The organism is Agrobacterium sp. RC10-4-1 (assembly GCF_014138475.1).
GTDB classification, from domain to species: domain Bacteria; phylum Pseudomonadota; class Alphaproteobacteria; order Rhizobiales; family Rhizobiaceae; genus Agrobacterium; species Agrobacterium pusense.
The window spans coordinates 107,696-133,406 of sequence record NZ_JACJIT010000003.1 but is presented as its reverse complement, the minus strand read 5'-3'; the positions used below and the strand labels follow the sequence as shown (position 1 = coordinate 133,406).

The window sequence follows — 25,711 nt, the reverse complement described above, 5'->3', positions numbered from 1 at the left end:
ATCATTTGCCTCCGAGTTTCAGGGAGTTGATGGATATCAGCAGGTCGGCGGAGATACCGTAGCCGCTGGAGGAGCCGAAGACGGCGAGGGGATCGTAGGTCGTCGAGGGGTTTTGCATTTCCCACATGATGGTGAAACGCTCGAGCAGCTTGCCGACCTTTTCAGGATCCTGCAGGTCCTTGACATCGATGGTTTTTTCGATGAGGGCAGCCTGTTTCTCGACATCTGCCCCGGCGAATTCGTCGGGCAGGTTATAGGCCGTGCGAAACACCTGCGCGAGCGCATCGTCGGCCAGAAAGTCGAGGCCGGATTTGATCGTCGGCGCCTTGCGCTCGAAATAAAGGGCGAGACGAACACCGTTATTGTCGTCGCCCGCTTCCTGTTCCAGCGTCTGTCGGGCGTATTTGGTAATGACGCCCGACTGGGCTGCATCGACCGAAGTCGCCGCCGCACCCAGATCCGCGAAATTCAGCGATTTCGCGAAATCCGCATAACGGCTGTCGGAAAGCTTGTTGGCGAAGGCATTCTTGTCGGTCGCGCCTTCTGTCAGGACCTTGCGGATGAAGGCTTTCGCATAGGCCATGTCCTCGAGCCCGTGCGCCTTGAGCGCGTAATTGTAAAGGCGGGTATCCGCCATGAAATCGTCTATGGATTTCACGTCGCCGATCTTTGCGCGGTAATATTCGGTCTCACGCGCCACGTCCGGCTGCTTCGACACCCGCTCAAGCGACTTGCCGATATCCTGACTGATCAGTCTGTAGCTGGTGTAGGTGGAAGTCACTGAACCGCCGCTCTCGTTTGATCCCGATCTCAAGGCGCACGTCCGCCTTTGCCGGCATAGTGCCGCGGCTTGCTTGTGCGAAACTGGCTGGAGGCTGAAGCGCGGAGAGGCTTTGCGGACAGGTTCACGCAAGCCACATTTTTTAGACATGGCGGCATGGAACACTGTTCGGGCGTGGTCGATCAATGAATATTGTAATTGGACTTATAATCACCTTCGGCTGCATCATCGGCGGCTACATGGCGATGGGCGGTCATCTGGACGTGCTGATTCAGCCGTTCGAATTGATGATCATCGGCGGCGCCGGTCTCGGCGGCTTCATCATGGCGAACCCGATGAAGGTCGTGAAGGATTCTGGCAAGGCGCTCGGCGAGGCCTTCAAGCACTCGGTTCCGAAGGAGCGCAACTATCTCGACGTGCTCGGCGTGCTTTATTCGCTGATGCGAGACCTGCGCACGAAATCGCGCAACGAGATCGAGGCCCATATCGACAATCCCGAGGAATCCTCGATCTTCCAGAGCGCGCCATCGGTTCTGAAGAACAAGGAACTGACCTCGTTCATTTGTGACTATGTCCGCCTCATCATCATCGGCAATGCCCGCAGCCACGAAATCGAGGCGCTGATGGATGAAGAAATCGAGACCATCCTCCACGACAAGCTGAAGCCTTACCACGCGATCACCACCATGGGCGATTCCTTCCCTGCCATCGGTATCGTCGCAGCGGTTCTCGGCGTCATCAAGGCGATGGGCAAGATCAATGAATCGCCTGAAGTGCTGGGCGGCCTCATCGGCGCCGCGCTGGTCGGCACCATGCTCGGTATCATCCTGTCCTATTCGATCTGCAATCCGCTCGCCTCGCAGGTCAAGATCGTCCGCACCAAGCAGCATCGCCTCTACATCATCGTCAAGCAGACGCTGATCGCCTACATGAACGGTTCGGTGCCGCAGGTCGCGCTTGAATATGGCCGCAAGACCATCTCCAACTACGAGCGGCCGTCCATCGACGCCGTCGAGCAGGAGATGATGAATCCCGGCGGCGAAAACAAGGCGGCATGACCATGGCAAAAGCTGCAGCGCAAAAAGCTCCCGCCATCGACACCGCCTTGCTCGCGAAACTCACCGGCGGGCTTTCCGACCGCAGGACGATCGCGAAGATCGGTTCCGATATCGGCCACCTCTACAGCGAATTCCTGCCGGATATTTTTCACAGCGAGACCGGCATTGCGATAGACGTCGAATATATCGGCTCCGAATCGGGGCTCATGACCGACCTGATCGCCAATGTCGGGCAGAATGTCGCGGTGGCCGATTGTTCCCTGCGCAACTGGTGCCCGAACTTCATGATGACGGTCGGCAATGGCTTCGTCATCGCGCTCATGGAGCGCATGCTCGGTGCAGCACCGGACAGCATCGGCGAACCCGATGAGCGCAGTCTTTCCCATATCGAGCTCGATCTGGCTGCCATGGTCCTTGGACGTATCGGCGGCGTGCTCCGTTCCGGAGTCAATGCGCCGGGCGGTTTTGAAGCGGCTATCGAGCCGCCGTTCAATTCCAATGGCAAAAGTGCCTTCGACGAGATGATTGCGGGCCTCTACGGCGTTAACATCCGCATGAAAATCGACATTGGCAAAGTGTCGTCGGAATTCTCGCTGATCATACCGCAGCGTCCGTTGCTCAAGACATCCATCGTCGCTCCCAAGGCTTCAGCGCAGGCGCTGAAGAAGCAGGAAGAGTGGATGGAGATGATCTCGGAACAGGTGAAGAGATCGCAGGTCACGCTTGAGGCCCGCATCAAGCTCGAAACGCTGACACTCCGTACGATTTCGAAGCTGGTGGCCGGCGATGTCATTCCGTTTCAGGCCCTCAACCAGGACGATATCGGCGTTGAGGTCAGTGCTAACGGTTCCAAGCTCTATAATTGCGAATTCGGCAAGTCAGGCGACCGCTACATGGTTCGGGTCAAGAACAATGTCAGCACGGACGACGAGATCTTACGACATTTGATGGGTTAAAATCCTGCCCGACCTTTTTGGGTTTGGGCAGGCTGACGCAAGTTTCAAAGGGAATAATCAGCGCATGGCTACGAAGAAAACACCTGTGACCGATGATGCGGCGTTGCCGTCGTTTGAAGACGGCGGCGACCTCGACCAGGCTATCGGCGATCTGCGTGGCGTCCTCAAGACGGATGCGGAAGGCTCGCTCTCCGATTTTGGCGACTTCGGCGATTTCGGAAATACGGACGAGGTTTCTACGGATACCGACCTTTCCGCCTTCGGTGGCGGAGCGGCCGATTTTGCGATGGACGATTTTGCCGCCGCCCCGCAGGTTGTGGGCGTAAAGGCACCGCTGGGCAGCGGCCTGTCCGAAAACATCGACCTGATCATGGATATCCCGATCGATGTCCAGATCGTTCTCGGCACCAGCCGAATGCTCGTCTCGGGGCTGATGAGCCTGGAGGAGGGCGCGACGATCGCACTCGACCGCAAGATCGGCGAGCCGGTCGAGATCATGGTGAATGGCCGCCGTATTGCGCGCGGTGAAATAACGGTTCTGGAAGACGACGATACGCGCTTCGGCGTAAAATTGATTGAAGTACTGAGTACGAAGAAAGCCTGATCCCTGTGGGGACGGAGAGGAAAGACCATGATGGACTTTGAAGATTTCGGTAACCCAATTGCGGGCAAGCCGTTGTCTCAGGCCGACAAGGCGGCCGCGGTGCTTCTTGCCATGGGCAAGGGCGTCGCCGGCAAGCTGCTGAAGTTTTTCACGCAGCACGAATTGCAGATGATCATTTCCTCGGCCCAGACCCTTCGCGTCATTCCTCCCGATGAACTTGCGCAGATCGTGGCCGAGTTCGAGGACCTGTTCACCGAAGGAACGGGTCTGATGGACAATGCCAAGGCAATCGAGAGCATTCTCGAAGAAGGTCTGACCCCTGAAGAAGTGGACAGCCTTCTCGGCCGCCGCGCAGCGTTCCAGGCCTATGAAGCATCGATCTGGGACCGCCTGCAGGAAGCAGAGCCGGAATTCGTCGGCAAGTTCCTGCTGCGCGAACATCCGCAGACCATCGCCTATATTCTCTCCATGCTGCCCTCGTCCTTCGGTGCCAAGGTTCTTTTGACCATTCCGGAAGAGCAGCGCGCCGATATCATGAACCGCACGGTGAACATGAAGGAGGTGAGCCCGACGGCCGCCCAGATCATCGAGAAGCGTGTGGTCAACCTCATCAACGAAATCGAAGCCGAGCGCAATGCCGGCGGTTCCACGAAGGTTGCCGACCTGATGAACGAACTGGACAAGCCGCAGGTCGATACGTTGCTCAGCTCGCTCGAGACGCTCAGCAAGGAAGCCGCAAACAAGGTCAAGCCGAAGATCTTCCTCTTCGACGACCTCATGTTCATGCCGCAGCGCAGCCGCGTCATGCTGCTGAACGATGTGTCGGCCGATGTTCTGACGATGGCGTTGCGCGGCGCCACGATGGAAATCAAGGAATGTGTGCTTTCCAGCATCAGCCCGCGCCAGCGCCGCATGATCGAATCGGACCTTGCGGTGCCGCAGGCCTCGATCAACACCCGCGAAGTGGCGATTGCCCGCCGTGCCGTTGCACAGGAGGCTATCCGGCTGGCCAATTCCGGCCAGATCCAGCTGAAGGACGCTGCCGCGGAAGAACAATCGGCTGCGGCCTGAGTGGAAGCCGGTTGATAACCGGCCCATCTGCTGCAGGCGGTCATTGCGGTGGCCAGCCGCCGGCGCTAGTTTCGGGACGACGGCCTGCCGGGATCGGCGGGCCTTTTTTTATCCCGGGAACGTGCCTTGGCAGACGATCAGGACAAGGACAGTAAAACAGAAGCCCCAACGGAGAAAAAACTCCGTGATGCGGCGGAAAAGGGCAATCTGCCCTTTTCCCGTGAAGTGCCGATCTTTGCGTCGTCACTGGCCTTTTACTGTTATCTCGTTTTCTTTCTGCCCGACGGTGCCAGCCGCATCGGCGAGACGCTGAAGGACCTGTTCGGCCAGCCCGAACAATGGGACCTCAGCACCAGGCCAGACGCCCTGTCGCTTTTGTACTTCCTCGGCACGTCCATGGCCTATTTGCTCATGCCGGCCATGATCATGTTCATCGTCTTCGGCCTCGCCTCTTCGTTTTTCCAGAACCTGCCGTCGCCGGTGCTGGAACGGGTGCGCCCGCAATGGTCCCGCGTATCGCCCGCCAAGGGTTTCACGCGCATCTATAGCAAGCAGGGTTTCGTGGAATTCGGAAAGTCCGTTTTCAAGATCATGATCGTCTCGACCATCATGTTCTTCGCTCTGCGCGGCGAGTTCTACAGCCTCATCGATCTGATGTTTTCCGATCCGCAGGTTATTTTTGTCCGGGTCGTCGAGATCGTCAAAAAGATGATGATCGTAATCCTGCTTTCGACCGCATTGCTCGCCGCCGTGGACGTTTTATGGACGCGCCATCACTGGTTCACCCAGCTGAAAATGACGAAGCATGAGGTGAAGGAAGAATACAAGCAGTCGCAGGGCGACCCGGTCGTCAAATCCCGTCAGCGATCGATTGCCCGCGACCGTGCCCGCCGCCGTATGATCAACAACGTGCCTCGCGCGACCCTCGTCATCGCCAACCCGACACACTTTGCGGTGGCGCTGCGTTACGTGCGTGAAGAAAGCGACGCGCCTGTTGTCGTTGCCAAGGGCCAGGACCTTATCGCATTGAAAATCCGCGAGATTGCGGAAGAAAATAATATCCCCGTTTTTGAGGACCCACCGCTTGCGCGCTCCATGTTTGCGCAAGTCTCGATCGATAGTGTGATTCCACCAGCCTTTTATAAGGCTGTGGCTGAGCTTGTTCATCGGGTTTACGCCATGAAGTCATCGAAAATACGGGTTCAATAAGACCAATGAAAAAATCCGCCTATTCTGAACAGCGGGAAATGATCGTCGCAGAGGCGATCAACCCGATCGCTACAGAACTACGATTGCTAGACCCGGCCGACCTGATTTCGCTGCTCAGATTCGAGTGCTACGGCAGCATTGCCGATCTCGTGTCATCGGCTGCGGAGCTTTATTATCATCCCGGTACGATCAATTTCGGCGCCGGCGGCGAATATAAACTCGAATGGGAAGGCGCGCCGGAGATCGTTCTCGATCTCGAAATCAAACCGATCGGCGCCACGGTCTATGCACAATTGATCTTGGCCAATGAACATGCGGCGGTCGAAATCAATCATGTGTCGTTTCAGAACCCTTCGGAAAATCCCGACGAAAACACCGAGTTCCTCCGCCATAGCCTGATGGCCGCCCGATTCGTTTCGACCCACCAGGGCGAAGCGGCCTGAACCATCCGCCGAATATCCAGCCGATGACCGGTTGCGACTGCCGAAACGGCGGTCGCGACGGTTTTGCCTGATCGCTTTTTCACCCGACCTTGCCCGAAGCCTGCCACCGCGCGCAAAACCGTTATGGGAAAGCGAGGAACGCCTTGCAAATCAGCGTTGTTGTTTGGTACCTATCGAATTAACGATTTGTTAACGAACGGCAGGTCGCGGTGGATCATTTCAACCACCGCCGATGCGCATGATGCCTCTGCTCGTTTCCGGCGCAGCGCCGGATTATTTCTTACATTTTGAATTGGGTGGAACCCATGACCAGCATTATGACCAATGCGGCGGCAATGGCCGCGCTGCAAACCTTGCGCATGATCGACAAGAACCTCGAGACCACGCAGGCGCGCGTCTCCTCCGGTTACCGCGTCGAGACGGCAGCGGATAACGCGGCCTATTGGTCTATCTCCACGACCATGCGCTCGGACAATGCGGCGCTTTCGGCCGTTCAGGACGCACTTGGTCTCGGCGCCGCCAAGGTCGACACCGCCTTCGAAGCCGTGGAAAGTGCTATTGAGACGGTCAAATCGCTGAAGGCGAAGCTGGTTGCCGCCTATGGCGTGGGCAGCAACCGCACGAAGATCCAGGAAGAAATCAAGCAGCTTCAGGATCAGCTGAAGAGCATCTCCGAATCGGCGTCTTTCTCCGGCGAAAACTGGCTCCAGGCGAAGATCGGCGACGGCAAGACGCCGCCCGCGGAAGAGCCGGTCATCAAGAAGATCGTCGCTTCATTTACCCGCACCGCCGCAGGCGCAGTCGGGGTGACGACGGTCGATTATTCACTCGATTCGAGCACGGTGCTTTTCGATCTGAGCGGCGGCAAGTTCGGCATTCTCGACACTGAAGCGCGATTCCTGCGCAAGAACGAGACGATCGTGACGATGCGCACGACCGATACGCCCGCGGCACCCGCCGCTCCCACCGTCACCGACAAGGATTATGTCGTTCCGACGCTGAAGGATAGCGAAGTGGCGGCACTGGCAGGTTTTTCCGTGAAGGCGACCGGCATCTATACCAATGCCGCCAATACGGAGGGTTATTTGAAGATCGGTGATGGTGTGTGGGTAAAGCTCACCTCCACCGATCCGGCAGCGGCAGGCGCTCCGGCGACCGACAGCACGACCCCCGTCGCGACAACGACATCGCCGAGCACCAACTGGTATTACGATGTCACTGCGGCAATTGACCCCGACACTCGTAAACTCGGAATCTCCGTCTCCACGCTCGACATCAACAAGCTCACCGATCTCGCCCAGAAAATGGGAACCATGACGGGAGAGCAATATACCGAAGCCGACGTGCTGGATGCGATGATGTCCTTTGTCGACGGCCAGCTCGAAGCGATGACCAGCGCGGCGTCCAGCCTGGGCTCGCTGCAGAGCCGCATCGACATGCAGGAGAACTTCGTGTCGAGCCTGATGGACGTGATCGACAAGGGCATCGGTCGTCTTGTCGATGCTGACATGAACGAGGAATCGACCAAGCTGAAGGCGCTCCAGACACAGCAGCAGCTCGGTATCCAGTCACTCTCCATCGCCAACGCCAATGCGGAAAATATTCTCCAGCTCTTCAAGTAATGGAGCTTCCTCGCATGGGCATGCACGGAAACGTGGCGCAGACGTGCTGAACAGTTCCGCCTTCATCCTCGCACAAGTTTGAACACCTAACGTCGGGGCAATATGGGGCGGATCGCATGGCGCGGTCCTCCGGCAATCATGGAAGAGACGGGCAGGGTAGCAAGGATGACGGTGGTGCCGCCAAACGGCTTAGAGCATTTCCAGGAAAAGCGGACCCCGGTTTTCCGCCCGGAAATGCGACAGAACGTTCCAGATCGCAGGCAGCGAAACATGTCTCGTCCCCTGTTTTGCCGGGGGCGTGCATGACCACCTCCATCGCAAGATATCTGAAGGACTTCGGTGACGCTCAGCCAGCAGGACTGGCCTTCGGCGATCCCCTGGCGGATACCGATAGCGTTTCGCCATTTGCCGACGCTGCATCCGGTTTCGATGAATTCGAATCCGTCGACGTGGAGAATGAAAGGCAGGCCGCTTACGCCCGTGGCCATGAGGATGCGACACGCGAAATCACCGAAAAGATGCAGGCGGAACGCGACGAGCTGCTGGCCGCCCATTCGGCTGAGCTGGAGGCGCTGCGAACCGCCTATCTCGAGGAAATCGCGGTCTTTCTTTCGCGCGGGCTGCGAGAGGGCATCGATGCGATTGCCGCCACCCTCAGCGAACAGACCGCCGCAATCCTTGCTCCGGTTTTGACGAAAGAACTGTCGCTTAAAGCAGTCTCGGCGCTGGCGGATGTGGTGCGCGCTTCCATGCCGGATGGTGACGCCGTCACGCTTGTCGTGAAAGGTCCGAAGGATTTGTTCGAGCAGTTGAAGACCCAGCCCGGCTTTGAAGAAGAGACGATGAAGTTTACCGAGACCGCCGATATCGATCTTTCAGTCGAGCTGGGTGAGAGCGTCTTCGTGACGCGCATGTCCGCCTGGGCCTCCAGTCTTCGCAAGGTGATGAAATGAGTGAAGGCGAAAACCATCACCACGGCAAAAACGAGATCATCATCGTCAAGCGCCATAAAGGTGGCCATGACGGTGCGCATGGTGGTGCGTGGAAGATCGCCTATGCCGACTTCATGACGGCGATGATGGCGTTCTTCCTCGTCATGTGGCTGGTCAATGCCGCCAATGAGGAAACCAAGGCCTCGGTCGCGAGCTATTTCAATCCGATAAAACTGTCAGATGAGAAACCCTCGTCCAAGGGGCTGGAAAAGCCCGTGGACAAGGAAGAGGGCGTCCAGAAAAAGGACCAGTCCAACATTCAGGCAGAGAAAGTGACCAAGGGATCCGCCGCGGCGACGGGCGAAGACCTGACGTCCCAGACAGGTGAACAGTCGAATTTCTCCGAAGCGGACTTTTTCGAAAATCCCTATTCCGTGCTGGCGGAAATCGCCCAGCAGGTCGGGCAGCAGGCCAATGTCAGCGCCAAGGGCGAGGGCGGTGCTGCCGATTCCGGTCCTGCAACCGGCGCAAGCGGCGGCGAGGCTTATCGCGATCCCTTCGATCCTGATTTCTGGACGCAGCAGGTGAAAATCACCCGCGCCGATCAGCAACAAAAACCGGTTGAGCAGCAGGCCGCCGAAAACAAGCAGGAGAATGCTGCCGAAAGCGCTCAGGCCGTTGCGGTAAAATCGTCTCAGGCGCCGGAAGACAAGGCGCAAGACGGCAAGCCCATGGACGTCGCCGCGGTTGTGCCGCAGCAACGGCCGGATGCCGCCGAGCAGGCAGCGCTTGTACGGCCCAGGCCCGAGCAGCAGCAAGAGGCGAAGGATGTTCAGCAAAAGGCGAGCGATGCTGAATGGGAAAAGGCCGATACGCTGCGCGAAGAAATCGAGAAACAGATATCCGGCATAACCGGCAGGCTCTCGGAAGGGCTGGTCGTGACGCCTGCGGAAGGCGGATTGCTGCTGACCATTTCCGACCAGACGGAAACACCGATGTTCAATATCGGATCGGCCGTTCCCCGGCGCGAAATGGTTCTCGCCATGGAAAAGATCGGCAAACTGCTTCAGGAGCGCGGTGGCAGCGTGGTAATCCGCGGCCATACGGATGGGCGGCAGTTCAAGGGCGAGGCCAACGACAATTGGCGCCTCTCCATGGACCGCGCGCACAGCGCCTATTACATGCTGGTGCGCGGCGGCCTGTCGGAAGAGCGGGTAAAGCAGGTTTCTGGGTTTGCGGACCGCAGATTACAGGTCCCGGCAGATCCCCTGGCGGATGCCAACCGCCGTATCGAAATCCTGCTTGAGGCTGATCGGGGGTGAGTGTGACGAAAACCTCGAAACGCTGGCTTCTTCTTGCGGCGACGCTTTGTGGTCTCGGTGCCGGACCATTCAAGGCGTTTTCGCAGTCGCAAGACAATCTCATGCCCTATGCCATGCTGCGCTCCCTGCAATTCGTGCAGGATTCGGTTGCCAAGGGAGACCATTCGGCAACGGAAATGCAGCGGTTCCTGCTCCAGACCATTGACGAGCGGCTGAAAAGCGCGCCCTCGGCGATCTTCAAAGACCCACGCAATGTCGATGCGGCGCTGATCTATGCGATGAGCGGCGGCAATCCCGCCACGCTTGAATTGCTGGTCGCGCGCGATGTGGACGGCAATTTCGACAGCCGCGTCGCCGATATCCTGCGCAAGTATCTGTCAGGCAAGGGGACGCTGGTGGCGCAGAGCATCGCGGCAATGGTGCCTGAATATCGCGGCACCCGGATAGGCGCCTATCTGGCGCTGATCGGTGGCAATGTCACGATCCCGCGCGATCCTCTGGCCGCGCTCGGCTTCTACGACATTGCCCGGCTTGAAGCGCCCGGGACAATCGTTGAGGAGGCGGCATTGCGCCGCTCGCTCGCCATTGCGGTTGAAGACGGCGATGCAAAACGCGGCGTCGAATACGCACAGCGTTACGCGCGGCGGTTCCTGCATTCGCCCTATGCAAGCCAGTTCGCGGATCTTCTGGTCTCGCTGCTGGTCAAACGCTCTGATTCCCTCGGCGAAGACGCGATAGTGGAGACCTTCGCGATGATGGATGCGGAAAGGCAGAAGGAAGCCTATCTGCGTCTTTCGCGTCTTGCGGCGATCAGCGGCAAGGATTCGCTGGCCCGCATGGCGGCGCTTAAAGCGAAGACGCTGTCGTCCGCCGCGCCGGATCAACCGGAAGCGCAGGCCAATCTCTACGAAAGCCTTTCCAACATTGGAACACCCGATGTGGTGAGCGCGATCGAGACGATCGGACAAATTCCCGAAACGCAGCTTTCGGACCGGGACAGGGCCCTCAGAGATGCCGCAAGGGCGATCGCCGAACAGGTGGTTCGTCCTCCCTCGCTATCAGGTGCTGATGTCGACGCGGCGGCGCAGGGCGCCAGACAGAACGCAGCCAAAAATGATGCGGTGGCTGGCGGGGAAAAAAGCATATGGCGGGTTGAAACCCACAAGGCCGACGATGGCGGTGAGAATGTCCGGCAGCTCGTGACAAGCGGCCGCAGCAAGCTCGATGAAATCGACAGCCTGTTGAAGAAAGGCGAGGGGGCACCATGATCGACGCAACCATCAATGCGCTAACGAATGCGCCACCGTCCGATCCGCGCGCAGGCAGTGCTGCCGCACGTGACGAGGCGAGAGGCGGCAGCTTTGGCGATGCCCTTTCCACGGTTCGTGACGAGCGACCGCCGCAGGCGCCGCATTCGCGGTCAGACGATTCTGGTTCAGCAGGGCAACAGCACGGACAGGCCGACGGCGAGGGGGAAAAGATGGATGTCCCGGTCAAACGGCCTGCAGCCTTCCTGAATGTCATCGTCAACGAGCATGCCGGGGACGGTCGAGTTCACGACACAGCTGCTGAGTTCCAGAACGCGGTCAAATCCTCGCGGGCACAATTGGGGGACGGCAAGCCTGGCAAGAAGCTCAAAGATGAGGCGGATAAGGATGCCGAGGCGATAACGGATACTCTCGATCCGAAGCTCGCCGAACTGCAGCTGGTTACGGCCAGCGCCGGGGCAATGGCCACGGCCAAGACGCCGCTGGAAGAAATTGCGCAGGCAATTGCCGGCAAGACCGACACGGTCAAGTCCGACAGGGCTGAACCTGTCCGCAGCAAGGCTGAACATCCGGCCAAGGACATGCCGACTGGGGTTGCAGCTGCCAATGATGCGGCGGGTTCGGCTTCGGAAAACGAAGGCGATGCCTCGTCATTCCGCTTCGCGTCTCCGCGTTCGGGTGCAGCCCGCGCTCTCGATATGAGCACGGTTCAGCGCGAAGGCCGCGTGGAGTTCGACACGCGGGAAAGCAGCGGCAAGGCGGCCGATACCGTAACGGTTCTCGATTCCCGGCGCTTCATCGGTCTGGCGCCCTCCTCCAATGCCTCGGCTCTGACCGGCCTAATCGCCAATGATCCGGAATGGGTCAGCGCCATGCAGCCCGGTTCGGCGCTTTCCAACGCAGCCGCCCAGAGCAGCACCGGCAAGGTCGTGCATACGCTGAAGCTGCATATGACGCCGATCGAGCTTGGATCGGTGACGATGTCACTGCGTCTTGCCGGTGACGAACTCGCCGTGCACATGACTGTGGAGAGCGTCGCGGCCTATAAAAAGCTCCAGGAAGACAGCAAGAGCATCCTTGATGGCCTCAAGGCGCAGGGTCTGACGGTCGATAACATCACGATCAGCATCGCTTCTTCCGATAAGAGTGACCAAACGGGCACACAAGCCAACAATCAGCAAAATCAGCAGGCGCAGCAACAGGGCCAGCAGGCGGCTGCGGGCCGCAACCGTGACGAGTCCGGTGCACGAGACGGCCGGCAAGGCAATGGCGATAATTTGGGGGTGCATAATGAAGGCATGGACGGCGCTCTTGGCTCTGCCCGCACTTCTGCTGACAATGGCGTCTATCTCTGAAAACGCATCGGCCTCGGCAACGTCAGGCGTGTGTGAAAGAGAGATCCAGTCTGCGGCACGCAAGTACGGCGTGCCGGAGGGAATTCTCTATTCAGTGGGCCTGACGGAGACTGGCCGCAAGGGGCGGCTCGACCCCAACGCCATGAATATCGAAGGAAAACCGGTATTTGCGGCCTCTACCGAAGAGGCCTTGATGACTTTTGAGGCTGCCAAACGCAATGGCGCCAAGCTGATCGACCTCGGATGCATGCAGATAAATCATTATTTCCACGGCGAGAATTTCACATCTGCGCGCGAAATGTTCGATCCGCGTCGCAATGTCGAATATGCCGCCATGTTCCTGCGTAACCTCCACAACAGGCACGAGACCTGGACGATGGCGGTTGCCCGCTATCACGCAGGGCCCAATAATGACCCGGCCCAGAAGAAATATGTCTGCCGGGTCATCGCCAATCTGGTGGCGACGGGCTACGGGAAATGGACGCCCAACGCGAAAAATTTCTGCGACGGATAACAACCTGAAATTGCTTTATCAGGGGTTGGGACTCGCTATCGGAAATGTGGCGAGACAAAGCCCGAAAAAAGGCGTTTCAAGCGTTTTTTAGCGATTTCGGAAATTTTTACACAAAAATTTTGTGCCTTATATGGTTAATACCCACTATATATAGATCAAATCGGCACAAAATGGTTAATCAATTATTAATAACTATCGATGATTTCCTACAGTTGTCGCTGAATCCCCCGATTCGTACCAATGCCTCATTGGAAAACACCACACTGATTCGGAGGCGGACGAATGATCGTAGTGGTTGATGAGCGCGAGCTCGTTAAAGACGGCTATACATCTCTATTTGGGCGTGAGGGCATTCCCTCGACCGGGTTCGATCCGGTCGAATTCGGGGAATGGGTCTCGACGGCGGCGGAAAGCGATCTTGCGGCTGTGGAAGCCTTCCTGATCGGCCAGGGCGACCGGAGCTTCTCCTTGCCAAAGGCGATCAGGGATCGCACGACGGCGCCTGTCATCGCGGTGAGCGACCAGCCCTCGCTGGAAGCGACACTCGCGCTGTTCGACAGCGGCGTCGATGATGTCGTGCGCAAGCCCGTTCACCCTCGGGAAATCCTCGCACGTGCGGCGGCTATTCGCCGCCGGCTGCAGGTCATTTCGAATTTCACCGACGCCGGTCCGATCCGGGTCTTCTCCGATGGACGCGACCCGGAAGTGGGCGGCGAGGTATTTCCCCTGCCGCGCCGCGAGCGCCGCATTCTTGAATATTTGATCGCCAATCGCGGACGCCGCGTTTCCAAGGCGCAGATTTTCAATGCCATCTACGGCATCTTCGATGATGACGTCGAAGAAAACGTCGTCGAAAGCCACATCAGCAAGCTGCGCAAGAAGCTGCGCAAGAAACTTGGCTACGACCCGGTCGATTCCAAGCGGTTCCTCGGCTACAGCATTGATTGGCAATGATTTTCATTGACCCGCGTGGTCTTTTTCAAACGCGGTATTTCAGACAGCTTCACGCAAGCCAAACGCTTTACCTTCTCCTTGAAAGATGACCACGAGGGTTTTTGAATGAGTATTTTCGGCACTATGCGAACCGGCGTGTCCGGCATGAATGCACAGGCGAACAAGCTGGGCACCGTTGGCGACAACATCGCCAACGCAAGCACCACCGGTTACAAGCGTGCATCGACGTCGTTCTCGTCGCTCGTTCTGCCCTCCTCGTCGGGCAGCTACGCTTCCGGCGGTGTGCAGTCCAACGTTCGCTACAGCATTTCGGAGCAGGGCAACCTCTCCTACACCACCTCGGGTACTGACCTTGCCATTCAGGGCAACGGTTTCTTCGTTGTCCAGGATGGTGCAGGCACGCCTTATCTCACCCGTGCCGGCTCTTTCGTGAAAAACTCGGAAGGCTATCTGGAAAACGCCGCTGGCTTCCAGCTGATGGGTTACCCCTACGGTTCCAACCCGCCGGCTGCCGTCGTTAACGGCTTCACAGGTCTTGAAGCCATTAACGTCAACAATTTCGGCCTGACGGCATCGCCCTCCACGCAGGGCAGCTTCCCGGCCAACCTCAATCGTGACGATACGGCCGTAGCGGCGGCGTCGCTCCCCAGCACCAACTCCGCAACGGCGAAGTTCGGCAACAAGACTTCGCTGACCGCATTCGATAGCGGCGGCGCGAAGGTACTCTACGACTTCTATTACACCAAGACCGGTGACAACACCTGGGAAGTGGCGGTCTACCGTCAGGATCAGTCGACCAATGGTGGCTTCCCCTATACGGCGACTGCGCCGGCATCCCTTGTGCAGGAAAGCGTCACGCTGACCTTCGATCCTGCGACCAACAAGCTGACGACTACGTCTCCCAAATCCATCACCATCGACGACAACAACAGCGGCGTGGCGCAGGCGATCAACATCGACCTGTCCGACATGACCCAGTTTTCGTCGAAGTTCACGCCCGGCACGGCGATCCTGAACGGTAACGGTCCGAGCCAGATCAAGGATGTCGAAATCGGCAAGGATGGCGTAGTGACGGCAGTTTACCAGGATGGCGGCCGCCGCAACATTTACCAGCTGGCGCTGGCCACCGTGCCGAGCGTCGACAACCTGAGCCCGCAGAACGGCAACGTTTATCTTCCGAGCAACGAGTCCGGTGTCGTTACCATCGGCTTCCCGCAATCGGGCAGCTTTGGTTACGTCCAGAAGGGCGCGCTGGAAGGCTCGAACGTCGATATCGCCAGCGAACTCACCGACATGATTGAATCCCAGCGCATCTATACCGCGAATTCGAAGGTCTTCCAGACTGGATCGGATTTGATGGACGTCCTGATCAATCTGAAGAGATAGTAATTCCTACGGGGACAGATGAATGTCGCTCACGTCAGCAATGAATACTGCGCAGTCGATTTTCAATAATACAGGTAAGCAGACGGACGTTACCTCGAAAAACATTGCCAATGTCGGCAATGCGAACTACGTCAAGCGAACCGCCATTCTCGGCACGACCATGGCCGGAGCGAGTATCGTCTCCAATGGCCGTGCCCAGAATGAAAGTCTTCTCAGGCAGACGATTTCCAGCGCCTCGCTGGCCACCGGGCAGAACACTGTTCTGACCGGTCTCGAGGAGATGAAGAGCATTTTCGGCGGCAACGACTACGAAAGCGCGCCGTCCACCTACATGAAGGAACTGCTCAAGAGCCTTAGCGGCTATGCCGCCAAGCCGAGCAATGCTGCTCTTGCCGCAACGGCCGTGACTTCCGCCGCGGATGTCGCCAGCTCATTGAACAAGGCGTCTGCCGAATTGCAGGCGATGCGTCTGCGTGCCGACAAAGAAATCTCCCTTCAGGTCGACAAGCTGAACGGCCTGCTCGCGAAATTCGAGGAAGCCAATAACGAGGTCAAGGCGCAGACGGCGATCGGCGGCGATCCGAGTGACGCACTCGATCAGCGCGAGACCTTGCTGAAGGACATCTCGTCCATCATCGGCATCAATGTCGTCAACCGCCCGAATAATGACGTCGCGCTTTACACGACCGACGGCGCCACGCTGTTCGAGATCGTACCGCGTCCGGTAACCTTCAAGGCGCAGCCGGGCTACGACGCGACGACCACCGGCAACGCGATTTATGTGGACGGTGTGGCGCTCAAGGCCGGCAGTGGCAGCAACACGACGGCGGAAGGATCGCTTCAGGGTTTGATGCAGGTTCGCGATGAACTTGCGCCGACCATGCAGAGTCAGCTCGACGAAATCGCGCGCGGCCTGATCACGATGTTTGCGGAAAAGCCGATTACCCAGCCGGCGCCGCCTGCGACGCCCCTGACGGCGAAACCCGGCCTTTTCACCTGGTCGACGGCAACCGCAACGAGCGAGATTCCTCCCGCCGGCGTCGTCGTCCCGGGGCTCGCTGCGACCATTACCGTCAACTCCGCGTTAATTATTTCGCAAGGTGGCAATCCGGAATTGTTGCGCGACGGCGGCATCAACGGTACCGCTTATATAGTCAATCCCGCAGCTACGGGCGGAACCGGGTTTTCCGCTCTGATCGACAGCTATGTGACCGCATTCGACGCGCCCATGAATTTCGCCGCGTCGACACGTATCGATACGAATACCAGCATCCTGAAATACGGCACCAACTCGATGGGTTGGCTCGAACAGGAACGGTCCGGTGCGACTTCGGCAAACGAAGCGAAAAGCGCGCTTTATGAGCGCTCTGCGACATCCTATTCGAACAATACGGCGGTTAGCCTGGACGAGGAGCTGTCGCTGCTCATGGATATCGAGCAGTCTTACAAGGCGGCCACGAAACTGGTGACGACCGTTGATGAAATGCTCAAGTCCTTGATGGACATGGTGAGGTAAAGGATGAAAACGTCATTCATTTCATCGCTGGCGATGCAGAACAGCATGCGCAGCACCATCCTCAAGGCTCAGCTTGAGATGACGAATCTCAATACCGAGCTGACCACGGGCAAGCACGCGGATATTGGTGTGACGCTGGGTGCCAATACGGCCCGCAGCCTCGATCTCAACAGGGACGTGGAGCGGATTTCCTCGCTCGTCACGGTCAACTCCTTTGCCACACAGCGTCTTGAATCGTCGCAGACCGCGTTGGACGGCATGGCAAAGGCCGCCCAGGAAATCCTCAATGTTCTGGTGCCGAATACGAGCAGCGAGCAGCCCACGCTTGCCACCGTCAACCAGAAAATCACGATCGCCTTCAACAATTTCACCAGCTTTGCCAACACGGCCGTGGATGGTGAGTATCTGTTTTCCGGTACGAATACGGATGTGAAGCCGGTCCAGGACTATTCCGCCGACGGTTCGCCGTTGAAAGCCGCCTATGACGCCGAACTGAACCATTTCATGGCGACACAGACGCCGGCCGTGGGGAGTATCTCGGACCTGTCCAAAGATCAGGTCAACGCCTTCATGACGCATATGGAAGGCGTATTCAACGGTACGACGACTGTAACCAACCCGCCGCACAGCAGTCTCGCTGTGGGACAGAATGTCGATTTCTGGACGAGGTTCGGTTCCAACGCCAGCGATACCAACATGACGAGCCGGATCAGCCAGAACGAGGTGGTCGAAACGTCAACCAACAGTAATTCGCAGGGCATGCGTTACTTCGCGATGACGGCAATCACGGCGATGACCTTCCTCAAGGACAATGTTTCGAGCACGGTCCGCGAGGCGGTCGCCACCCAGTCGGTGACGACTATCGGCAAGGCGATCAGTGGGCTGAACCAGCAGGCAAGCAGTCTTGGCCTTTCGCAGGAGCGCGTCAAAAAGTCGAATGACTCTCTGGCTGCCCAGAAGAAGATCATCGAAACACATCTGTTGGATATCGAGGGGATCGATACCTACGAGGCGAAGACCCGTCTCGATCTGCTGCAGCAGCAGATTGAGATCGCATACAGCCTCACGTCGCGTCTGCAAAAAATGAGTCTGGTGAACTACCTCTGATGAACAGGGGTGGCGGCAGATAAAGGATACATGAATGTACCAGTTTTCCTACGCCGAAATCATGGAGGATGGTGTCGCCAACGCGAAAGACCGCGAGCGACAGGCGTTGACCAAATCGATCGAATTGCTTGCGGAGGCGAAGGACTCCTCTTCTCAGCGGCACACGATCGAAGCGCTTTTTTACACTCGACGGGTCTGGATCCGCTTCATTGAGGATCTCAAGCAGCCGGATAATCAACTGGCCATGGAACTGAGGGCCAATCTGATTTCGATCGCGATCTGGATACTGAAAGAGTGCGAACTGATCCGGAAACGTCAGTCGACGAATTTCCAGGGCATAATTGACGTGACAACCATCATCAGGGATGGACTGAAATGAAAAGTACACTTCGAATTTCGCTGAAGTCGGGCGAAAAGATTTTCATCAACGGCGCAGTTCTGCGTGTGGATCGCAAGGTGGCGCTGGAATTCCTGAACGATGTCACGTTCCTGCTCGAGAACCACGTATTGCAGCCCGACCAGGCTACCACCCCGCTGAGACAGCTTTATTTCATCGCGCAGATGATTCTCATCAATCCGGAGGGGCGCGAACAGTCCACCAACATGTTCCGCAAGTCCGTGAGCATGCTCTTGAATTGCTTCCAGCATGACGAGGTCCTGGCGGAGCTCAAGCGCATCGACGGGCTGGTTGCCTCCGGCAAGGCTTTCGAAGCGCTGAAGGCCATCCGCGGCCTTTACCCGATCGAGGAGAAAATCCTCAACAATCAGGAAATGACCCCTGCAACGATCGAACAGATTCGCAAGGAGATCGCACCATGGCGGTAGATGCAGTCAATGCGGCGGCGGCAAACCCCTGGGCGAATGCCGGGGCGAGCAGCAACGACAAGAACGCGGCCTCGCTGAACTATGACAGCTTCCTGAAGCTCCTCATCGCCCAGATGAAGAACCAGGATCCGACCAGCCCGATGGATGCTGGTCAGCAGATGTCGCAGCTTGCAAGCTTTTCGCAGGTCGAGCAGACCATCAAGACGAACACCCATCTGAAGAGCATGCTGCAGGCCGAAGCACTGACCCGTGCGTCGGATCTGGTCGGCAAGACGGTAAAGAGCGCCGACGATACCGTCACGGGCGTGGTGAAGGAAGTCGAAGTCTATTCAGACGGCGTCGTTGCCATCACCGAAGCTGGTGACAAGGTGCTGCTGCAGGCCGGTGTGACCTTCTCCAACGGTCCGATCACGGATAAATCTGATAGCGGAACCGATTCGGATACGCCAGCTGGTTCCTGATATTGATAAGGCGGTATAATGCCGCCTTTCTGGAACGAGGGATGCGACGATGAACGAGGCCGATGCGCTTGATATCATGCAGGCGGCAGTGTGGACGGTTCTCGTCGCGGCCGGTCCTGCGGTTCTCGCCGCCATGATCGTCGGTGTCGCCATCGCCTTCATTCAGGCCCTGACGCAGGTTCAGGAAATGACGCTGACATTTGTTCCCAAGATCGTCACGATCATGATTGTCCTCGGCGTCGCCGCCCCCTTTGTGGGCGCGCAGATAGCGCTTTTTTCCAATCTCGTCTTTTCACGCGTGCAATCGGGCTTCTGATATCGATCCGGCCAGGATGCCATCCTCGCGCAAGCTTCGGCGGCTAGGGATAGGTTGAAGCATCGGGCCGAATTGCGTGAGCGATTTCGCGAAACGATGCCGCGGAACCGTGCGGCGGCTTTTCCGTCGCCCTTCTCATGAAGAGACAGGACGAATTTTATGGCGCAACCACCAGTCATTTCCTTGCCCAAGGTCAGTCCGAGCACGCGTGACATCGGCTTCGCACTGGGCATCGTGGCGATCCTCTGCGTTCTGTTCCTGCCCATTCCGGTCGTTCTGGTGGATATCGGCCTGGCGTTTTCCATCGCGCTTTCGGTCCTCATTCTCATGGTGGCGCTCTGGATACAACGGCCGCTGGATTTCTCGTCATTCCCGACGGTGCTGCTGATCGCGACCATGATCCGCCTGTCGCTGAACATTGCGACGACGCGCGTCATCCTCTCACACGGCAATGAGGGTCCGACGGCGGCAGGCGGTGTAATCGCCGGCTTCTCCAGTCTCGTCATGTCAGGCGATTTCGTTATCGGTCTGATCGTCTTCCTGATCCTGATCACCGTCAACTTCATTGTCATCACCAAGGGTGCGACGCGTATCGCTGAAGTCGGCGCACGCTTTACCCTCGACGCCATTCCCGGCAAGCAGATGTCGATCGATGCGGACTTGTCCGCCGGCATCATCGATGAGAAGGAGGCGCAGCGCCGCCGCCGCGAGCTGGAAGAGGAAAGCTCTTTCTTCGGCTCGATGGACGGCGCCTCGAAATTCGTCCGCGGCGATGCGATTGCGGGCCTCATCATCACCGCCATCAACATTTTCGGCGGCATCATCATCGGTTATTTCCGGCACGGCATGCCGATCGGCGAAGCGGCCGATGTTTTCGTCAAGCTTTCCGTCGGTGACGGTATCGTCTCGCAGATTCCGGCCCTCATCGTATCGCTGGCAGCCGGCCTCCTCGTGTCGCGTGGCGGCACGGCGGGGTCCACGGATCAGGCGGTCGTCAATCAGCTCAGCGGTTATCCGCGCGCATTGATGGTTTCTGCCATGTTGATGGGCCTGCTTGCCATTATTCCGGGCCTGCCCTTCCTGCCTTTCATGTTCCTCGGTGGCATCATGGCGTTCGGCAGCTGGTATATTCCGCGCCAGGCTGAAGCCGAAAGCGCGCTTCGTCGCCAGGAGGAGGAGAGCAAGATTCTCCAGACGACAGAGGCGGAAAAAGACTCGGTCAAGCAGGTTCTGAAAACCGCCGAGATCGAACTGGCGCTCGGCAAACAGGTTTCGACCCGCCTTCTCGGCGCGCATCAGGAACTGGCTTTCCGCGTCGGCAAGATGCGCAAGAAATTCGCAACGCAATATGGTTTCGTCGTGCCGGAGATCAAGGTTTCCGACGACATCATGATCCCGGAGAAGGCCTATCAGATCCGCGTTCACGGCACGACCATCGCATCGAGCAATCTGCGCGTCGGAGATGTTCTCGTCGTGACAGGGGCAGGGCGCAAGCCGAGCATCCCGGGCGACGAAATCCGCGAACCCGCTTTCGGCATGCCGGCGGTATCGATCCTCGAAACCTTCACCGAGGATCTCAAGCGCGAAGGCTTCCATCCGATCGATAACGTCTCCGTTGTACTGACGCATCTGAGCGAAGTCATTCGCAACAATCTGCCGCAGCTTCTGTCCTACAAGGACGTCAAGATACTCATCGACAGGCTGGATCCCGAATACAAGAAGCTCGCCGACGAGATTTGTTCGTCGCACATGTCCTATTCCGGCCTGCAGGCCGTGCTGAAATTGCTGCTTGCCGAACGTGTGTCGATCCGCAACCTGCATCTCATTCTCGAAGCCGTCGCCGAACTTGCGCCGCATGTGCGCAAGACGGAACAGATCGTCGAACATGTGCGGGTGCGCATGTCGCAGCAGCTCTGCGGTGATCTGGCCGATAATGGCGTGCTTCGCGTCCTGCGTCTCGGTAACAAGTGGGACATGGTCTTCCATCAGGCGCTGAAGCGCGACCAGAAGGGCGAAATCGTCGAATTCGATATCGATCCCCGCCATCTTGAGGAGTTTTCCGAACAGGCGTCGAAAGTTATCCGTGAATTCATGGATCGCGGCCTGCCCTTTGTGCTTGTAACCTCACCGGAAACGCGGTCCTATGTGCGCATGATTATCGAGCGACTCTTCGCAACCCTGCCGGTTCTCTCGCATGTGGAACTTGCCAAGGGGCTGGAGATCAAGATCCTGGGCGCCATTTCATGATAACCGACCCGCAGGGAACCATTATCGCGTTGTTCCTTGCCATCTGCCGTATCGGCGCCTGTTTCATGACCATGCCGGGCTTTTCCAGCTCGCGCATTTCGCCGCAGATTCGCATGTTGCTGTGTGTGGCTGTGTCCATGGCCCTGTTGCCGGTGTTGTGGGATACGATCTATCCGAAAATTTCCGGCGCGAATCAGGGCACTGTCGTCGGCCTCATCGCGACGGAGATCGCGATCGGTGCGATGTACGGGCTGATCGCGCGCTTTTACACGCTTGGTTTTCAGTTCACCGGCGCCCTTATCGGCGCATCGGTCGGCCTCAGTGCGCCCGGCGGCGCCGATGTCATCGAAGACGCCCAGGAAAACCAGATATCCAACTTCATCACCTTCGGCGGACTGCTGGTACTGTTCATGCTGGATTTTCACCACATCGTCCTCAAGGCCCTTGTGGATTCCTATACCGCCACGCCGGTCGGCGCGCTCATCAGCGGCCAGAAGATGCTGATTACACTGACTGACACGCTGAGGGCGTCGTTTTCGATCATGCTTCGGCTTGCTAGCCCTTTCGTGATCTACGGTCTGATGTTCAACGTCGCAGTCGGCCTCATCAACAAGCTTGCACCGCAAATCCCCGTCTACTTCATATCGACGCCCTTTGTTCTCGCCGGTGGCATCTTCATGCTCTATCTGTCGGTCGCGGCCCTCATCCGCCAGTTCGTGGATGGCTTCGGCCCGGTCTTCATCGGCTTTTGATCGGGAGAAACGCGGTGGCCTCAGACAAGCGGTCGGAGAAACTCAAGCGTCTGGTCACGGTCCAGCGCCACATGGAAAAAATGGCCGAGGTCGAACTGGCCGACACCACCCGCACGCGAAGCGAAGTGGCGCAATCGATGGACAGCGTGCTGGAAGCCATGAGTTCGATGGAGCCGGTGCATCAGACATTCTCGAGGCACTATTCGGATCGTTACGGCCGTCTGGTCGTCAAGGACCGTCAGCTCTCCGGCGTGCAGCAATTGCAGGAAAATAGGGTGCTCAAAGAAAAAACCAAGGCCGACAGGCTGGAGGACAGGATGCACCTGGCCCGTGATCTCGAGGATCGTGAGGCCGACGACAATGCAATCTATGATTTGTTAGAAATTACGAATGCTTCCCGGACACCAGCCTCCAGCAAGGTTGGCGATTCATAGTCTGCTCCATTGTTGCATCGCGGGCGTTTTTTTGAGGACGCCTAAAGCGATGTTTCTTGATTGGGTGAACGTGCCGGTTCGTGCCGCGCGTTCGTCAGCTCGGGAGATCGGGACGTGGCGATATCGGTTATAAGTGATCTGGTGATGGATGTGGTGCGTGCTGCGGACCCCCAGGAAGTCCAGGTTGCCCAGGAGAAACTCAAGGCCAATAAGGCGGCTTTTGCCGCAACCAGCCTTGCAGATGCCGGCAAGGGCTTTGGCGCCGCGGTGGATATGCTGGATGGCGCCTCCTCGAAGGCGGGCCTTGGCAATACGAATATTCGCGCGGCTCGCACCGAAATTCCTGAAACATATCGCAAATATGAGGCCTCTGTCCTCCAGACCTTCGTAGCCAACATGCTGCCGAAAGACAGCGAGGAAGTTTACGGCAAAGGTAATGCCGGCGAAATCTGGAAGAGCATGATGGCCGAACAGTTTGCCGACACGATCTCCAGAAATGGCGGTGTCGGCATTGCAGAGCAGGCATACAAGGATGCGCTTCGGAAGGCCGAAAGCAAAGGCATAACCGACGTATCGATGAATGAAAAAGACCATAATGCTGCAATTCGGATGGTGGCGGAGTTCGAGCGGCAGGTCCTCGGCGTTTCCAATGATAAAACGGACGAGGCTTAAGAATGAAAAACCCTAACGAGGAGACAAGCATGGACCTTATGTCGAACGACCACCGTATCCAATCCGTTCTCGGCCGCCTTGAAATGATCATCGACCATGAGAACGACAATATCGGTAAGGACCCGCGGTTCGACTTCAAGGTCTCCAATGCCCATAAGAGCCGGTGCCTTTATGAGCTGACGATGCTGTTCCGGGATACCCCGCGCGAGGAAATCGCTGCCGGTTACATGGAGCAGGTCAAGGGCATCAAGTCCAAGCTCGCCACCAATGCCAGCCGCGTCGAGGCACATCTGAATGCAGTTCGCGCGGTCGCCGACCTCCTGAAGAACGCAATCCAGGAAGCCGACACGGATGGTACCTACTCCCAGGAACAGTTCATGTACGGCGCAGCCTCCTGATGTTGAAGCTTCTTCTCACCGGCGTCTGGGTTTGCGCCGTCACGCTCGGCGCGGTGTATTTCTCCGTCCAGATGGCGACGGCGCCCGCGCCGGATGAGGCGGGCGCAAAAAAGGCCAGCTTGCAACTGGTCAAGGGCGAAAGCATCACCATTCCCGTCATCAATGATGGCGGGGTAAACGGTTACTTCCTAAGCCGTATTTCGCTGCGCGTCGACAAGGACAAGATGGCGAAAATCGAGTTGCCGGCAACCCAGTTGATGACCGATGAGCTGTTCACGCTCCTGGCGGGTTCTTCCATGGTCAACATCGCCAATATCTCTACCTTCGATCCCGACGCCTTCAAGCAGCGCATCCGCGAGGGGCTGAACAAGAGGCTTGATGACGAGGTGGTCGAGGACGTGCTGATCGAGCAACTCGATTATCTGTCCAAAGCCGACATTCGTGAGCAGAACGGGAATGGGACACCCCGTTCCATCAAGATCGTCGAAGGTGAAAAAGCCGACGCCGGCAAGGAAGCGGCCGCCGCGCCAGGCCACTGATAGCGCCGCCCCGCTTCGTGCCTTCGGCATGGCCAGAGGCAAGGGACGGTCGCGTGATCCACGTGGTTAATCATTCCTTTGCGTCGGCCTTGGAATTCTATTGATTGCTTTCAGCGTAAATTCAAACAGCACATGTATAAACGGTCCATGAACCGCGAACCCGCAGAAACCTGCGCGTGACGGGCGGGGCTTGCATCGGGGGCTGGGTATGAACGTAACGACGGGTTTTGCACGACCGGGACAGCAGCGGGACATTTACGGGCTGCACTTCTGCGACCTCGACTGGAACGCAGCGCTGGAACATGTGAGCGACAGGGCTTCCGCCTCTGAGGGCCACACGTCGCTCTCATTTCTCACCCTTGAAAAGGCAAAGCTTTCACTCAAGGACATCGGCTATCGGCAGGTCCTCGAAAGCTGCCTGCTTTTCCCGCAGGGCAAGGCGTTGAACACTGCCGCGCGGCGCGCACATGGTGAGCCTCTGCCGGTCGTGATCGATGGCGTTGCCTTTGTCATGGCGCTCCTCACCTATATGGCAGTACCGAAACGGATCGGCGTTGCGGGTGACGATGCAGCCCAGCTCGGTGTCGTTCTTGGCAAGCTGCGTAGCCATGCGCCCTGGCACGACTTCGTCATGCTGAGCGGCGAGACGTCCGGCGTGAAAGTGGATATGCTGCTGGCGGGAATGACGAAGCAAAATCAGGAGATGTGGCTGCATCGCACCGTCAACCGCGAGGACGCGCGAGTCGCCATCGCAGTCGGGCCGCTTTTCAAGATATTATCGTCCGAAGTGGCAGGCATGCCTGAAATCTTCCGCAGGCTGCATATGAGCTGGCTTTACAGCCTTTGCGCCGAACCCTGGCATATCGCTCTCGGCAAGGGCTGAGGCGAGTTCGGCGAAGGTCCGTTAACCATTTGTTTGCCACGATCCTTTAACCTCTCGTAAGGTTTTGACAGCTGTCCGTCCGCGGG

At 57.9% G+C, this 25,711-nt stretch carries 28 protein-coding genes; 27 read left to right on the top strand and 1 reads right to left on the bottom strand.

Going from position 1 to position 25,711, the window contains the following annotated elements:
- Window position 1: 1 nt before the first annotated feature.
- Window positions 2-781, bottom strand: coding sequence for a DUF1217 domain-containing protein (locus FHW77_RS09135; RefSeq protein WP_004439979.1), 780 nt, complete (start codon window positions 779-781; stop codon window positions 2-4).
- Between the two features lie 185 nt (window positions 782-966).
- Between FHW77_RS09135 and motA the strand changes: the two genes are divergently transcribed.
- The 27 genes from motA to FHW77_RS09000 all read left to right on the top strand — a co-directional run bounded on the left by motA (window position 967) and on the right by FHW77_RS09000 (window position 25,625).
- A complete protein-coding gene (motA, locus tag FHW77_RS09130) occupies window positions 967-1,839 on the top strand; it encodes a flagellar motor stator protein MotA (protein ID WP_004439982.1) in 873 nt (290 codons plus the stop codon).
- Complete coding sequence (locus tag FHW77_RS09125) at window positions 1,836-2,795, top strand: FliM/FliN family flagellar motor switch protein (protein ID WP_022555618.1); 960 nt, start codon at window positions 1,836-1,838, stop codon at window positions 2,793-2,795. Before motA ends, FHW77_RS09125 begins: the two co-directional genes overlap by 4 nt.
- Before the next feature lie 64 nt (window positions 2,796-2,859).
- A complete protein-coding gene (fliN, locus tag FHW77_RS09120) occupies window positions 2,860-3,399 on the top strand; it encodes a flagellar motor switch protein FliN (protein ID WP_004439989.1) in 540 nt (179 codons plus the stop codon).
- Window positions 3,400-3,426: 27 nt separating this feature from the next.
- Window positions 3,427-4,470: a flagellar motor switch protein FliG gene (fliG, locus tag FHW77_RS09115; protein WP_004439994.1), complete on the top strand. Its 1,044-nt coding sequence runs from the start codon at window positions 3,427-3,429 to the stop codon at window positions 4,468-4,470.
- A 126-nt stretch (window positions 4,471-4,596) separates the two neighbouring features.
- The gene (flhB, locus tag FHW77_RS09110; RefSeq protein WP_004439997.1) at window positions 4,597-5,679 is read left to right on the top strand and encodes a flagellar biosynthesis protein FlhB; all 1,083 of its coding nucleotides are present in this window, start codon (window positions 4,597-4,599) and stop codon (window positions 5,677-5,679) included.
- Window positions 5,680-5,684: 5 nt separating this feature from the next.
- A complete protein-coding gene (locus FHW77_RS09105; protein WP_004439999.1) occupies window positions 5,685-6,122 on the top strand; it encodes a BspJ family T4SS effector nucleomodulin in 438 nt (145 codons plus the stop codon).
- Window positions 6,123-6,427: 305 nt separating this feature from the next.
- On the top strand, window positions 6,428-7,744 hold the full coding sequence (locus tag FHW77_RS09100; RefSeq protein WP_004440000.1) for a flagellin N-terminal helical domain-containing protein: 1,317 nt from the start codon (window positions 6,428-6,430) through the stop codon (window positions 7,742-7,744).
- Between the two features lie 302 nt (window positions 7,745-8,046).
- A complete protein-coding gene (locus FHW77_RS09095) occupies window positions 8,047-8,697 on the top strand; it encodes a hypothetical protein (RefSeq protein ID WP_004440002.1) in 651 nt (216 codons plus the stop codon).
- The gene (locus FHW77_RS09090) at window positions 8,694-9,998 is read left to right on the top strand and encodes a MotB family protein (RefSeq protein WP_004440005.1); all 1,305 of its coding nucleotides are present in this window, start codon (window positions 8,694-8,696) and stop codon (window positions 9,996-9,998) included. The genes FHW77_RS09095 and FHW77_RS09090 overlap by 4 nt, the downstream gene beginning before the upstream one ends.
- Window positions 9,995-11,266 (top strand): chemotaxis protein MotC, encoded by a 1,272-nt coding sequence (motC, locus tag FHW77_RS09085; RefSeq protein WP_004440008.1) that lies wholly within the window; start codon window positions 9,995-9,997, stop codon window positions 11,264-11,266. Before FHW77_RS09090 ends, motC begins: the two co-directional genes overlap by 4 nt.
- Window positions 11,263-12,621: a flagellar hook-length control protein FliK gene (gene fliK / locus FHW77_RS09080; protein ID WP_004440010.1), complete on the top strand. Its 1,359-nt coding sequence runs from the start codon at window positions 11,263-11,265 to the stop codon at window positions 12,619-12,621. Before motC ends, fliK begins: the two co-directional genes overlap by 4 nt.
- Window positions 12,605-13,135: a lytic transglycosylase domain-containing protein gene (locus tag FHW77_RS09075; RefSeq protein ID WP_244405497.1), complete on the top strand. Its 531-nt coding sequence runs from the start codon at window positions 12,605-12,607 to the stop codon at window positions 13,133-13,135. The genes fliK and FHW77_RS09075 overlap by 17 nt, the downstream gene beginning before the upstream one ends.
- 282 nt (window positions 13,136-13,417) lie before the next feature.
- On the top strand, window positions 13,418-14,089 hold the full coding sequence (locus tag FHW77_RS09070; protein WP_006698188.1) for a response regulator transcription factor: 672 nt from the start codon (window positions 13,418-13,420) through the stop codon (window positions 14,087-14,089).
- Between the two features lie 105 nt (window positions 14,090-14,194).
- Window positions 14,195-15,475, top strand: a complete 1,281-nt coding sequence (locus FHW77_RS09065; protein ID WP_004440014.1) for a flagellar hook protein FlgE — start codon at window positions 14,195-14,197, stop codon at window positions 15,473-15,475.
- Between the two features lie 22 nt (window positions 15,476-15,497).
- Window positions 15,498-16,991 carry a flagellar hook-associated protein FlgK gene (gene flgK / locus FHW77_RS09060; protein ID WP_004440016.1) on the top strand — a complete coding sequence of 498 codons (1,494 nt, stop codon included), beginning with the start codon at window positions 15,498-15,500 and terminating at the stop codon, window positions 16,989-16,991.
- A 3-nt stretch (window positions 16,992-16,994) separates the two neighbouring features.
- Window positions 16,995-18,098 (top strand): flagellar hook-associated family protein, encoded by a 1,104-nt coding sequence (locus FHW77_RS09055; protein WP_004440018.1) that lies wholly within the window; start codon window positions 16,995-16,997, stop codon window positions 18,096-18,098.
- Window positions 18,099-18,132: 34 nt separating this feature from the next.
- Entirely contained in the window at window positions 18,133-18,477 is a 345-nt protein-coding gene (flaF, locus tag FHW77_RS09050) for a flagellar biosynthesis regulator FlaF (RefSeq protein WP_004440020.1), read from the top strand.
- Window positions 18,474-18,923, top strand: coding sequence for a flagellar biosynthesis repressor FlbT (flbT, locus tag FHW77_RS09045; protein WP_004432543.1), 450 nt, complete (start codon window positions 18,474-18,476; stop codon window positions 18,921-18,923). The genes flaF and flbT overlap by 4 nt, the downstream gene beginning before the upstream one ends.
- Entirely contained in the window at window positions 18,914-19,384 is a 471-nt protein-coding gene (gene flgD, locus FHW77_RS09040; RefSeq protein ID WP_004440022.1) for a flagellar hook assembly protein FlgD, read from the top strand. Before flbT ends, flgD begins: the two co-directional genes overlap by 10 nt.
- A 49-nt stretch (window positions 19,385-19,433) precedes the next feature.
- The gene (locus FHW77_RS09035; RefSeq protein WP_003515115.1) at window positions 19,434-19,700 is read left to right on the top strand and encodes a flagellar biosynthetic protein FliQ; all 267 of its coding nucleotides are present in this window, start codon (window positions 19,434-19,436) and stop codon (window positions 19,698-19,700) included.
- 159 nt (window positions 19,701-19,859) lie between these two features.
- Entirely contained in the window at window positions 19,860-21,947 is a 2,088-nt protein-coding gene (flhA, locus tag FHW77_RS09030; RefSeq protein ID WP_004440025.1) for a flagellar biosynthesis protein FlhA, read from the top strand.
- Window positions 21,944-22,699, top strand: coding sequence for a flagellar biosynthetic protein FliR (gene fliR, locus FHW77_RS09025; protein ID WP_004440028.1), 756 nt, complete (start codon window positions 21,944-21,946; stop codon window positions 22,697-22,699). The genes flhA and fliR overlap by 4 nt, the downstream gene beginning before the upstream one ends.
- Before the next feature lie 14 nt (window positions 22,700-22,713).
- Window positions 22,714-23,133: a hypothetical protein gene (locus FHW77_RS09020; protein WP_004440029.1), complete on the top strand. Its 420-nt coding sequence runs from the start codon at window positions 22,714-22,716 to the stop codon at window positions 23,131-23,133.
- A 114-nt stretch (window positions 23,134-23,247) separates the two neighbouring features.
- Complete coding sequence (locus tag FHW77_RS09015) at window positions 23,248-23,805, top strand: rod-binding protein (protein ID WP_004440031.1); 558 nt, start codon at window positions 23,248-23,250, stop codon at window positions 23,803-23,805.
- Window positions 23,806-23,834: 29 nt separating this feature from the next.
- A complete protein-coding gene (locus FHW77_RS09010; RefSeq protein ID WP_006698182.1) occupies window positions 23,835-24,203 on the top strand; it encodes a hypothetical protein in 369 nt (122 codons plus the stop codon).
- The gene (locus FHW77_RS09005) at window positions 24,203-24,742 is read left to right on the top strand and encodes a flagellar basal body-associated FliL family protein (RefSeq protein WP_004440034.1); all 540 of its coding nucleotides are present in this window, start codon (window positions 24,203-24,205) and stop codon (window positions 24,740-24,742) included. Before FHW77_RS09010 ends, FHW77_RS09005 begins: the two co-directional genes overlap by 1 nt.
- Window positions 24,743-24,950: 208 nt before the next feature.
- Window positions 24,951-25,625: a WecB/TagA/CpsF family glycosyltransferase gene (locus tag FHW77_RS09000; RefSeq protein ID WP_004440036.1), complete on the top strand. Its 675-nt coding sequence runs from the start codon at window positions 24,951-24,953 to the stop codon at window positions 25,623-25,625.
- Window positions 25,626-25,711 lie beyond the last annotated feature (86 nt).